This window comes from Arsenicibacter rosenii, assembly GCF_001870735.1.
GTDB lineage: Bacteria > Bacteroidota > Bacteroidia > Cytophagales > Spirosomataceae > Arsenicibacter > Arsenicibacter rosenii.
The window spans coordinates 602738-615445 of the sequence record NZ_MORL01000002.1 but is presented as its reverse complement, the minus strand read 5'-3'; the positions used below and the strand labels follow the sequence as shown (position 1 = coordinate 615445).

Sequence of the window (12708 nt, the reverse complement as noted above, 5' to 3'; positions counted from 1 at the left end):
CACATCAGGATAGCCCTAAACAGATGGGTTTGACGAATAATTTCGGGAATACGACAGGATGTTCTGGATTGAACTTTCGCGGGGCTCGCGCTCAATTCTGTTCATCAACGCACGGATTTCGAGCGTTTCCAGAAATTGGGTCATCATCTCCGGATCAGACATAAGTGTGTCTTCGACGGCGAGGTTCTCCTCTTCGGAAGTCTCTTCGTACACGTACCGGATTACATCATCGTAAGTAGAGGTTTGTATCATAACTGGGGGTTCGTTTGCTCAGTTGTTTGCGCAGATTAATCAGCGCATAACGCATACGTCCCAAAGCTGTGTTGATACTGACGCCGGTAGCATCGGCAATTTCCTGGAAACTCATTTCCTCGTAATGCCGCATGATCAGCACCTGGCGTTGTTGTTCAGGCAGGCGCTGAATCAACTCACGCAAATGCTCGTGTGTTTCCTGCCGGATCTGAATGGATTCGATTGAATCCTCCGAGAACTCAAGCGTGTTAAACACATTGCTTCCGTCTTCAAACACTACATTGGGGTAGCGTTTATCCTTCCGGAAATAGTCAATTGCCAAGTTATGAGCGATTCGAATGATCCAGGGTAAGAACTTTCCTTCTTCATTGTACTTACCGGTCTTGATTGTATCGACCGCCTTAATAAAGGTGTCCTGCAGCAAGTCTTCAGCAATATACTGATCTTTGACAATGAGGTAAATCGTTGTATAGATCTTTGACTTGTGCCGACGTACTAATGTTTCGAAGGCTTTCTCGCTACCACGGATGTACAGAGATATAAGCTCACTGTCTGTTACCTGGGCTTTTTCCATTTTCAGTAAGACAATTAGGTAACGTAGAGCTTTCTCCCGATAGTATATGAAGGTTTAAATTTTTTGGTAGCGTTCTTTTCTTCTGACAGTAAAGTAACTTTTTAGTACGATAATATGCAAGTCTTCGCTAATTTTTTTTGTAAAAAATCAAACCGAAATACAATAAAAACGCATAAAACGTATACAAATAAGCCTTACTTTTCTGTCAAAATTAGCTTTTCAAAGATTTTATTGCACTTATCAAGCTATTTATCGGTATAGACCCCTTTTTTGCCAAAAGGGTTTAAACCAACTCTGAAATTAAGGAAATTTAATGCCCGGCTAACGCATGAAACTTTTTTTCTGCTCGTTTAATAAACTAATCAAAAAGCAGGCCAACACTAGGTAGCACCAACTAAATGACGTTCCGGTGCGCCGGTTCTGTGTATTAGACTCCGCAACGCACCGGAAGTCACACTTATTTAGGCTTCTTCCAGAATAGTGATGCTCTGGATTTTGTCACCCTGCTTGATCTGATCAATTACATCAAGTCCGTCAACAACCTTGCCAAACACCGTGTGGTTACGGTCAAGGTGTTGTGTATTCTGACGGCTATGGCAAATGAAAAACTGTGAACCACCCGTATTCCGGCCACGGTGCGCCATTGACAGGACGCCACGGTCGTGGTATTGATTCTCACCGGTCAGCTCACAAGGAATCGAATAGCCCGGCCCACCGGCTCCCGTACCTGTCGGGTCTCCGCCCTGAATAACAAAGTTCGGGATTACGCGGTGAAACGTGGTATTGTCGTAATAACCTGATTTCGACAGTTTCACAAAGTTCTCCACCGTTTTAGGGGCATCCTGTTCAAAGAACTCAATAGTCATTGTACCTTTATCGGTACGCATTTCTGCTTTCATAAAAATTTGTGATTGAGTGATTGAGCGGATTAGTGATCAACAACCGCTCAATCACTCAATCCGCTCAATCACAATGATTAACTTACTGTTCCTCCGTTCCAGACGGGTTTGTGGGGTGGCAGGAGTGCCAGACTGCCGTCGCGGTCTTCGGCCATCAGGATCATGCCCTGCGACTCAAGGCCCATCATTTTGCGGGGAGCCAGGTTGGCCAGGAACGTTACCTGCCTGCCAATTAGTTCTTCCGGCGTAAAATGTTTGGCAATCCCACTCAGGATCTGACGCGTATCAAATCCGTCGTCTACTTTTAGTTTTAACAGCTTATCGCTTTTAGGTACCCGCTCGGCTTCGACAATCGTACCGATCCGGATGTCCATTTTCGCAAAGTCATCGTAGGCAATTTCTGCCTTCGGAGCCGGTACCGCTTTGGTGGCCAGTTCGTTCATGCGTTTCGCGTCGTGTAGTTTTTGTACTTGTTTCGTTATCTCGTCGTCTTCAATCTTGGCAAACAACAGCTCTCCCTGCCCGATAGCGTGCCCGTCGGCCAGCAGATCGGCACGGCCGGCGTTGGTCCAGTTGAAATGTTCGGTAATGCCCAGCTGTGTTTTCAGCTTCACTGCCGTAAACGGCATAAACGGCTCGCAGACAACAGACAGGTTTGCCGCAATCTGCAAGGCTACATTCATGATTGTTTTCACCCGCGCCGGATCGGTTTTCACCACCTGCCACGGCTGCGTTTCGGCCAGATATTTATTACCCAGACGTGCAAGGTCCATCAGACCCGATAAGGCTTCGCGGAACCGATACCCCGCAATAGCCTGACCAATGCGGTCAGGAAACTGTGCCAGTTCGTTGAGCACCTCGCGGTCGTAGTCGGTATACTCGCACGGGCCGGATACCTTTCCGTCGCAGAATTTATGCGTCAGCACGACAGCCCGGTTAACGAAATTGCCGAAAATGGCAACCAGTTCGGAGTTGTTACGCGCCTGAAAATCTTTCCATGTAAACTCGCTGTCCTTCGTTTCCGGTGCATTCGCCGCCAGCACGTAACGCAGCACATCCTGCTTACCAGGCAGCTCATCAAGATACTCATGCAGCCAGACAGCCCAGTTCCGTGAAGTCGAAATCTTGTCGCCTTCGAGGTTCATGAATTCGTTGGCCGGCACGTTGTCGGCCAGTACATAGCTTCCATCGGCCATCAACATGGCCGGGAAGATGATGCAATGGAAGACAATATTGTCCTTTCCGATGAAGTGCACCAGCTTGGTGTCCTGATCGCGCCAGTAGCGTTCCCAGTCATGGCCTTGCTGCTCAGCCCATTCCTTGGTCATGGAAATGTAGCCGATCGGCGCATCGAACCAGACGTAAAGTACTTTCCCGTCGGTATCCGGTAACGGTACTTTCACACCCCAGTCAAGATCGCGGGTCATGGCGCGGGGTTTCAGCCCTTCTTTCAGCCAGGACTGACACTGACCGGCCACGTTGGTTTTCCACTCCGGATGACTGTTGACATAGGCCTCAATTTCCGGCTGCATCCGGTCCAGCGGCAGATACCAGTTTTTCGTCGGCTTCAGGATAGGCTGCGCGCCCGACAGCATCGACCGGAGCGGTGGCTTCAATTCGGTCGGACTCAGCGTAGAGCCGCAACGTTCGCACTGATCGCCGTATGCATTCTCGTTACCGCATACCGGACATACGCCGACAATATACCGGTCGGCCAGAAACTGACCGGCGGTTTCGTCGTAATACTGTTCGGTAACGACCTCATCGAAATAGCCTTTGTTATACAGATTCAGGAACATCTCCTGCGACGTTTCGTGGTGAATCGGATTCGACGTGCGCGAATAAATGTCGAATGAAATCCCGAAGTCTTCGAATGCCTGTTTGATCTGCACGTAGTATTTATCAACTACCTGCTGTGGGGTAATGCCCTCTTTCTGCGCCCGGATGGTAATCGGGACACCGTGTTCGTCGGTACCGCTGATAAACGCGACATCTTTCCCCGTCGAGCGCAGGTAGCGCACGTAGATGTCGGCAGGCAGGTAACAACCGGCAATATGGCCGATGTGAATCGGACCATTGGCATAAATCAATGCCGCCGTAACGGTGTATCGTTGTGGGTTTTCTAAAGCCATGAAGCGTGTTCCTTCTTGCGATTTTTGGGTGAATGATACAGACTGCCTGCCTTATGAGGGCGCTAAAACCCTACAATTCAACTAGTCTTACTATAGCTCTTTCACCCGGATGAATCGCTGCAAAATTAGTGATTTAACCAGCAAAGTAGATAGAGAACTTACATCAGTGCCGAATTACAACCGTACGGCCACCCAATCCCTGCGCGCTGAATGCCCGCAGTTTAATGGTGCCTTTGGTCGTTACCGGCGCTGCGTACACCGCACTATTAGCGTTTGGCTGGCTGCCATCGGTGGTATAGCGGATTGTAAACCCGGGCAGTTGCACATTAGCCCTTACTGCACCGTCTTCTACCACCGCGCCAACGGTCGGGATGCGGTAGGCGAACCCGCCTGCATAGCTCCCCAGACGCGGCAACTCCCGTTTGCCCAACTGGTTAACAAACGTATTCCAGGCCTGTGCATACAACCGTTGATTAGCCGCCTCATCCGTTCCCGTTGCCCAGGCCGGATCACTGGCCCAGGCGCGTTCGGCCAGACCGATCAGCTTGGGCAGCATCATGTACTCCATCCGTTGCGGCCCCAGAACGGTTTCGCTCCACAAAAGGCCCTGAATCCCGATAATATTTTCTTTGCCGTAATCGGTCAGCCGCTCTTTTCCGTTAAAGACTGACCGGTCGAGCGGATTACCCAGACGGTCTTCGCGCGCACTTTTGAAATAATCGTACGGAATAAAATAATAGCCCTTATCTACATCCGTAAAACCACCCCAGTAGTAACCTGGTTCATCAAACGATTTCTGATACGCCATATCGAAATAATAATTCGTTACCGGCGACAGGACTACTTTATACCCGGCATTCGCCAGTTTGTAGGCCAGGTCTTCGGCTCCCCACCCCAATACGTTGTTCCAGACATCAACCTGCACACCGTCACCCGCAAAATCCGGATTCGGAATCATGTGCGCCTTGCCATCCAGCCTGGTTTTCCGCATCCCGACCTCTTCCCAGCCATAGAGGTAAAGCCCCTGTTTTCTGACCAGTTCATTGACTTTCCGGAAGTAATAATACCACAGGTCATCTACGTTTTTTACGGCCGGATCGGTTTTCATGAGCGCCTGACAGGCCGGTGATTTCTCCCAGACACCCGCCGGTACTTCATCGCCCCCGAAGTGAATGGTCTGAATCGGTGCACCGGCTTCCCGATACATAGCCAGCAGATCGTCGGTCACCGTCTCCAGAAAGCGATACACCGACGGCAACGCCACGTTCATGACATTATCATTCCAGGACTGGACTGAGCGGTATACCGACACATCCTGTAAATCGCGCAGCAGGTATTGCCCGGCCTCCGCAGGTTTGTTTTCGGCCATGAACCGTGCATACCGCGCATCCATCGCCTTGACCGCCGCCCGCGCATGGCCGGGCGTTTCGATTTCGGGTACCACGCTGATATGGCGTTCGGCGGCATATTTCAGTATCTCAATAAAATCGGCTTTGCTATAGAAACCACTGCCGGTCGGGCTCTGTACATCCGGTCCTGAGCCATATGACGGTTGCAGAAACGCTTTGTTATCAAGCGTATGTCCCCGTTTGCTGCCTACCGCCGTCAGCTCAGGCAACGACGGAATTTCGACCCGCCAGCCCTCATCGTCGTTGAGGTGAAAGTGCAGAATATTCAGTTTATAGAGCGCCATCAGGTCGAGGAGCTTGAGCACCTGTGTTTTCGGCTGGAAGTTACGGGCCACATCGAGCATCATGGCGCGCCAGCCAAACCGTGGGGCGTCGGTCACCTCAACGCCGGGTACCGGAAGCGACGATTGCGGCTTCGTCCAGGCCATGGGTGGCAACAGCATTTTCAGCGACTGAATGCCATAACAGATACCTTCACCACTGGCGGCCGAGATCACCACCCCATCGGCGTTTACCCGAAGCTGGTAGGCACCGGGAGCCATAGCCGCCATTTGAAGCTGTATTTGCCCGGGGGCTTTTTGCGTCGTCACCGATGTTTTTTTTCCCAGCACAGCCGCCAGTTCGTTTGCCAGATAACCGGCTTCGCGCTGAAAGGCCGCATCCGTCATAATCGACACGTCACCGGTCAGGGTAAAGGCGCTGCCAGTCTCGCGGTAAGCCGTTGGCGAAGGCAGAATTTTGGGCAATTGGTTTTCAGGAATATCGGTCAGGGCCTTGTTTTGGGCATAGACCGCCTGCGGGCCGACAAAGCCAGGTTTGTCGCCGGGAAACCGGGTAGTCTGTTTTGGTTCTGTGGAGGGTACTACGGTGTAATTCGGTAGCGGAATGCCTTTTTCCGGCTGCGAATCACGGACCCAGTACAAGCCGCCAGGCGCGTCGGTTACGTTGAGTACCCACGCATCCGAGACGAATTCAACGCGGATTGACGCGCCCGGTCTGAGGGGTGCCATCTCCGGTTTGGGCACCAGCCGGAAAAAATCCCCGTTGAGGTGGTCGACCTGCAACGGGCCATTGGCCGAGCCCGGTTTAATGGTCCGTACAAAGTTGAAATACAGTCCCCAACCGGTGGCCGGTAACGGGGTTTTGCCGGTATTGGTCAGCGTAAAGGCCGACAGTGTCTGGGTTTTCTGCTGGTAATTATTTTCGATGACTTCCCAGCGGACAGCCAGCTTTTGCGGGTCGAATGCGGTTTTCTGCGCAAATGCAGCGGGCATCCACAGCAGGCAGACGAAAAAGGAGAACAGGGCGCGCATACAATAATCAGAATTTGCGGCCGAAGATACGGAGGGCACGACTCAATTGCTTTAATAGCCATCAGAATGCAATAAATTGTGCTGGCAGACAGATTGATTGTATCCGGATTACTGGATGGTGAGACGATATATCCCACCGGCAAGATCGCTGCCACTAAACGAAAGACTATAAAAAGCATATAGCTTACGGTCTAATCCGAACTTTAAGGTAGCTCCTTTTAAAGAAGCTGTCGCAAGCGTCTGAACATAGCCTTCCGGAGTGATAATACGTAGTTTTCCGTCATCAAGCACAAAGACACGGCCTGCGTTATCTGCCGCTAATGAGTTTATATCAATAAATGCCGCCGATCCAGCCGGGCCATCTACCATTTTGCTCTCCTGTCCGCCAAGCCAATGTGTTATTTTACCATCATCAGCGATCGCAGCAACTTCTGTAAACTTTGACGCTGAGTTCTGGATACCGGCATAAAGTTGCTGTTTAAGCAGCATAGCCGGAATAGGCCTGTCAGCATCTAACAAATTGACAATACCCTGATTCTGCCATCTTGCAAGACCACATATAGGTTTACCATCCTGAGTAAGAGCATACCTTCCTGCCAGATAATACGTATCCGAAGCTTTAACAAACCATGTAGACCAATAGATTGGCCACTTATCCAGTAAGGTAAACTGGTATGGATTTGTAGATAATGTAGCGATATAACTTTTAAAACCACTGCAACAGTCATTTGGCTCACGAAAATATGACCCTAAGAGATGAAAGGTTTCACCTCTTTCCGCTTTCGTAGTTTCTGGCTCAAGCAGCATTTTCCTGAGGCTATGATCACTTACTGTAAGCAACTCCCTGTATGCAATCGTTTTTACATAGCCTCCCGAGGCATTGTATTTCATTACATCCCTTCCGGATAATACATACATATTACCGCTTTCATCAATAGCAATATCCGCCCGGATATCATCAGAGAATAACAGCTTTTCAAGGTTGACAATCCAGCCGTAAATCATCCTTTTCTCCGCTGCGACACGCTGACTACCAGTCTGTACCTCAACAGTTCCGGTGCCTGTCTGTTCAGGCACACGCACTACCAGTGTTGTATCACTGCCCCGCAATACCTGCGCTGCCTTGCCATTAAGATACACCTGATTATCGGACACAACCGGACTGAACCCTGCACCACGGATGGTCAGCTCACCGTTGCCGCGCACTGTATCCGGACTAAATGAATGAACGGCTATCCTTGATTTATACGACGTTTTGCCGGTCTTTACCGGTGTTGCCGGAATCAGCGGCAACGGATCACTGGCAAATGGACAACCCATCAGTCCGAAAACCAGACCCATCACCAGCATGTACGAAAAATAGCGAAGCATCAGTCAGGCAGGTGATACAGTTCTTTTACGGCCTCATAGGCTGGTGTGCCGGCGGCAAGACGGCCACCGGAAATGGTTGTTCCGGCCGGTACAATCAATACCCGTATGGCATCAAATGATTCTGCGCCAGGCTTAAAGTTCACAACCCGCCGCAAAAATAAGCCTGGATTTGCCTGTGAATTACCGGAAAACAGATAGTAGCTATATTCATTACCGGTTACTGTTTCGCCGGGTACAGCAAACCAGTAAGCCTGGCTTTGTCCGCCAGTGTTTGTTCCGCTCTGCTTCACGTAAACGTACAGCAGACTTTTTTCAAGGACATCGGTCGTTAAGGAGGCAGAAGCGGGAAATGTAAGTAATAAATCCTGGGAGCCTGTATGCTGTCGGGCAGCATAGTTTATTTGTAGGATATTACTGGAACCGGCGGGGCCCTGGGGTCCGGCCGGGCCTTGTATACCGGCAGGGCCTTGCGTTCCGGCTGGCCCCTGTGGTCCTTCCGGACCTTTACACGAAAAAAAGCTTATCCCCGAAAGCAGGCATAGCGTGGTGAGGTACACTATAAAACGCATATATAGCTGGTGAGTATTGATACCCAACAAACATACATGAAAGTTTTCAGACAAAAAACGCTATCACCCACCCTCCCACTTCGTAGTGTCGTTCATCGCCACCGGCATAACGTCTTCAGACGGGGCAACAAAGTGATGCACCTTCGGGCGGTCGGGGCCGATGTGATACTGCCGCACCGCCTGCTGGATATGCAGATCGTCGTTGGTCAGGCGCTGATGCTGTCGGAGATGTTCGGCCCATGAGGCTACGACAAAAAACTCCACCTGCCGCTCCGGATCAGTAGCATCGGTAAAGACGCCGCCCCGCAGCGCCCCGTCGCGGCGGCGCAGACGCTTTAGCCCGTCCATGGCTTTCAGGAAAGCGGGCTGGTCCTGCACCCGGACACGGTATTCGACCATAACCACTACCGGCCCCTGCTCCGGCTGAATCACGCCCGTAAACGTCGGATGAGTACCCCGCTCCGCCGGACTAAAGTCCCTGACCTCCCCTACCGGTAACCGGAACGGAATCGCCAGCAGCGTAGATACCGCCATCCAGCCCGCCGCCAGCAAAAAGGTAACCGGGAGCCCATAGTGTCCGGCAACTGTTCCCCAGACAATGCTGCCCAGCGCCATACCACCCTGAAAAACCAGCTGATAGATACTCAGTACCCGCGCCTGTACCCATTTAGGCAGGTTCAGCTGCACCGATACGTTAAGACTGGTTAAGGCCATAAGCCAAGCCATCCCCGCCAGAAACAGGACCGGATACAGCACCCATAGCGATGTCGCCAGCCCCATACAGACATTGACCGCCACAAATGCCAGAATGGCCATAAAAATCCGGACGTTGGCACTGATTTGTTGCGTCAGGCGGGTCAGCACCAGCGCACCCGTTACGGCTCCGGCCCCCAGCCACGTCAGCATCAGGCCATAGACACCCGAGTCCATATGCAGCTGACGGGCGACTACCAGCGACAATAAGGCCCACAACGCGCTGGCGCCGAACGTAAAGGCAAACGCACGGATCAGAATGGCGTGCAGCAGGGGTGTAAACCAGACATAACGGATACCCGCCCGCAAGGCCGTCACAAAATCTTCGACCGGTAAGGTTCTGGTTACCGGCGTACGTTGCCAGCGGTAGATTACCAGAAAGGTGGCGCCGAAGGACAGGCCGTTGAGCAGAAACACGTAGCCCGGCGAATAGTAAGCAATAATCAGCCCGCCCAGCGCCGGACCAATGGCACGGGACAGGTTGATGCTCACGCCGTTCAGCGTCAGCGCCACCGGCAACACCTGCCGCGACACCAGTTCGGGAGTGAGCGATTGCCAGGCCGGTCCGTTGAGCACGGCACCGATGCCGAGCAGAAACGTAAAGCCCAGAATCGCTTCGGGCCGGATGATGTGCAGCAAGGTGCCGATCCCCAGCGACAGGGCGACTACGGCCATGAAGCCCTGCGTGATCAGCAGCAGGCGGCGGCGGTCGATCAGGTCGGCAAGGGCACCGGCGGGGATACTGAGCAGAAAAACGGGCAGACTGGTAGCCGTCTGCATCAGTGCCACCAGCACCTGCGACGAGGCCAGGGTTGTCAGCAGCCAGACACCGGCCATGTTCTGCATCCAGGTGCCGATGTTCGATACAAAGGCCGCCAGCCAGATAGCGCGGAAGAGCGGAAACGCAAAGGCGTCCCAAAGCCGTAACGGTCTCGCAGCAACCGGTTGGTCAGTAGAGGGTATCATGCCCTGACAACCACCAATACCGGCTCTTTGTTGAGCTAACCGATATAGGACGGTCCCTGCTGGTCAAAAAATTTAGGAAGCGTGACGAAGGCGTTCAGTTCTCCGTTGAGCACGAGTACGCTGATCATAGCGTCAATAATGGCAATGACCGGATGCTGTGCCTTCACCAGTTTTTCCGCAGCCGACCGGCTCACGGCGTAGGCATGGGTACAGTCGTGCAGGCCAGCCAACCGCAGATTCGCCGAATACGGGCGGGGCAGGTATCGGGCCGCCTCTTTGGGTGTCCAGCGTAATAGCCCGAATGGGCTTGTGAGCTTATAAAACTGTTGCTTTACCTGCTGTTTCAGGTTCAGCTCTTCGTTTTTGGTGTAGCCCAGATAAAGCAGCTCCCAGTTTTGGGGCAGCTGCCGGAGCGTATCGGCCAGCTGATGGAGCTGCTCAAAAACAGGGACCACGTCATCTTCAAAGATCAGCACCCGCTCATACCCTTCGCGAACAATTTTTTCGTGCAGCTGCCGGTGCGACAGTGAACAGGCAATTTGTCCTTCGCTCAATCCTTCGACATGACGATAGCGGGGGTGGCGGGCCGTTTGGTCGTCATAAACACCCCGCCGGATTAAATCTGCGCGGTTCAGGTCCTGTTTATCCACTGCCCGGAAAATTTGGTAGTCCAGCCCCGACAGCAGCTTTTTAAACATGGCATGCCGGTCATGCGCCCGGTTAAGGGTAATGATGTAGATTTTATCGAAGTAGTTTTTCAGAAAGGCGCACACTTCCGGTGGTAAGCTCTGTGTCGTCATGGGCAGTTGCCAGGCGGTATAGTTTCCGGTAAAATTACGCATCCTTATGCGGACCGGCCATGAATCAGCGTTCTTTATTTGCCAGACTAAAATAGATTCAATAGCTTTAACAGCAATCAACCTCATCAATGTCAATGCGTTTACGTAGCTTTTTTCTCACAAGCATAGGCATGGGCGGACTATGGTCAGCAGCCTGCGCCCAGACAACCACTCCGCCTGCTTCACAGACGTCCCAGAGCAGATCGCCGGTCGGTTATGACGCTCAGGTTAACCTCAACGCTCTGGCCGGTGCGACGGGAAACGGCAACGGGGTGGTCCGGAGTTTCGACAACCGGTATGAAGGCGTGAAAGGCAGCCCGTTCTGGGTTGACCAGTGGCTGCCGGGCGAAGTTGAGCTGAATAACGGCAATAAGATCACCAATATTCAGATTAAATACGATGCTCTGGGCCATATGCTGTACCTGAAAACGCCCCGCAACGATTCGGTGAAGCTGGGCGAAGCATTCGTCAAACGGTTTGTAGCCAAACAGGACGATGCCCCCCAAACGTTTCAGCGGTTAGCCAATGCGGGCGATGCTCTGAAAACAAAGCTGGTCCGCGTTGTCTATGAAGGCAAATATTCACTGGCCGAACTGATTCAGAAAAACATGCAAAAGGCGGATTTCAAAGGAGCTTACAGTTCCAACGTACGGTACGACGAGATTTACGCCGAAAATGCCTATTACCTGATCCGGCCCGACGGAACGTCTGAAAAGGTAAAGCTTAATAAAAAGTCGATTATCTCCGCCCTCGGTGACGCCGCCGGTCCTAAAGTCGACGAATATGCCAAAACAAATAAGCTGGACTTCAAAACTGAAAGCGACCTTGTCAAGGCGCTGGCCTTTGCCGGCACGCTTTAGTTTTTGTCACTGTCATTGTTGCGGGCGTCAGATTGCCGGCCAGGCGCCAGGCGGTCTGACGCCCGCATTACATTGAAGAGCGTACTACTTTTCAGGACCTATAATTATTTCTCATTCCTGCCCCTATTTCCCGGTCATGACCGGAATAATAACGTCCAGCCCTTTGACATAGAGGTAATATGTACCATCGGTATTACTGTTTTGGGGGGATCCGGTTTTGTTCAATAGTTTGCTAAATAAGTATTACGCGTTAATACCACTAAACACCGAACTTTGAAATGAGTAAAGTGTGCGTTTCCCCAATCCCTGGCTATACCTTCTGACTATGAAAACCAACATCAGTATCCTTCTTATCGCCTTTTGCCTATTATTCAGTTTCCGGCAACCTCAATCGTCAGATACCCCGAAAATCAAAAAAGGGATGATTAAAGTGGCTATCTTCTATCCGGGCGGGGACGGAAAAACGTTTGATATGGACTACTACACAACAAAGCATATGCCCATGGCGGCGCGTCTGTTCGGTGAGTCCCTGAAAGCCATGGCGATTGATAAAGGACTTGCCAGCGGCACCCCGGATACTCCGCTTCCTTACTTAGCGATTGGCTACTTTTACTTCGAAACGTTGTCGGCCTGCCAGAATTCAATGAAAACCCATTCGGCGCAGCTTAGAGCTGATGTAGCCAATTATACCAATACGAAGCCGGTTGTTCAAATCAGTGAGGTGCAGTTAGCCGAGTAACGTTCCGGGTCAGGTATAAAGCCGACACCATG

General features: G+C 51.7%; 11 protein-coding genes. 2 read left to right on the top strand and 9 right to left on the bottom strand.

What is annotated here, in order from left to right; translation table 11 throughout:
* Window positions 1–15: 15 nt before the first annotated feature.
* From BLX24_RS06470 to BLX24_RS06430, 9 genes are all read right to left on the bottom strand, one after another.
* Window positions 16–252 carry a hypothetical protein gene (locus tag BLX24_RS06470; protein ID WP_071502251.1) on the bottom strand — a complete coding sequence of 79 codons (237 nt, stop codon included), beginning with the start codon at window positions 250–252 and terminating at the stop codon, window positions 16–18.
* Window positions 227–826, bottom strand: coding sequence for an RNA polymerase sigma factor (locus tag BLX24_RS06465; protein WP_071502250.1), 600 nt, complete (start codon window positions 824–826; stop codon window positions 227–229). Before BLX24_RS06465 ends, BLX24_RS06470 begins: the two co-directional genes overlap by 26 nt.
* A 461-nt stretch (window positions 827–1287) precedes the next feature.
* A complete protein-coding gene (locus BLX24_RS06460) occupies window positions 1288–1725 on the bottom strand; it encodes a peptidylprolyl isomerase (RefSeq protein ID WP_229201715.1) in 438 nt (145 codons plus the stop codon).
* Window positions 1726–1802: 77 nt separating this feature from the next.
* On the bottom strand, window positions 1803–3857 hold the full coding sequence (metG, locus tag BLX24_RS06455) for a methionine--tRNA ligase (protein WP_071502249.1): 2055 nt from the start codon (window positions 3855–3857) through the stop codon (window positions 1803–1805).
* Window positions 3858–4020: 163 nt separating this feature from the next.
* Complete coding sequence (locus tag BLX24_RS06450; protein WP_071502248.1) at window positions 4021–6579, bottom strand: beta-N-acetylhexosaminidase; 2559 nt, start codon at window positions 6577–6579, stop codon at window positions 4021–4023.
* Window positions 6580–6687: 108 nt separating this feature from the next.
* Window positions 6688–7950 (bottom strand): IPT/TIG domain-containing protein, encoded by a 1263-nt coding sequence (locus BLX24_RS06445; RefSeq protein ID WP_071502247.1) that lies wholly within the window; start codon window positions 7948–7950, stop codon window positions 6688–6690.
* Window positions 7950–8519, bottom strand: a complete 570-nt coding sequence (locus BLX24_RS33825) for a collagen-like protein (RefSeq protein WP_071502246.1) — start codon at window positions 8517–8519, stop codon at window positions 7950–7952. The genes BLX24_RS06445 and BLX24_RS33825 overlap by 1 nt, the downstream gene beginning before the upstream one ends.
* Window positions 8520–8582: 63 nt before the next feature.
* On the bottom strand, window positions 8583–10238 hold the full coding sequence (locus BLX24_RS06435; RefSeq protein WP_071502245.1) for an MFS transporter: 1656 nt from the start codon (window positions 10236–10238) through the stop codon (window positions 8583–8585).
* Window positions 10239–10273: 35 nt separating this feature from the next.
* Window positions 10274–11080: a glycosyltransferase family 25 protein gene (locus BLX24_RS06430; RefSeq protein WP_177225788.1), complete on the bottom strand. Its 807-nt coding sequence runs from the start codon at window positions 11078–11080 to the stop codon at window positions 10274–10276.
* A 92-nt stretch (window positions 11081–11172) separates the two neighbouring features.
* On the opposite strand from BLX24_RS06430, the gene BLX24_RS06425 reads away from it, so the two are divergent.
* Window positions 11173–11937: a hypothetical protein gene (locus tag BLX24_RS06425; protein ID WP_071502244.1), complete on the top strand. Its 765-nt coding sequence runs from the start codon at window positions 11173–11175 to the stop codon at window positions 11935–11937.
* Window positions 11938–12262: 325 nt separating this feature from the next.
* A complete protein-coding gene (locus tag BLX24_RS06420; protein WP_071502243.1) occupies window positions 12263–12676 on the top strand; it encodes an EthD family reductase in 414 nt (137 codons plus the stop codon).
* The last annotated feature ends 32 nt before the right edge of the window (window positions 12677–12708 follow it).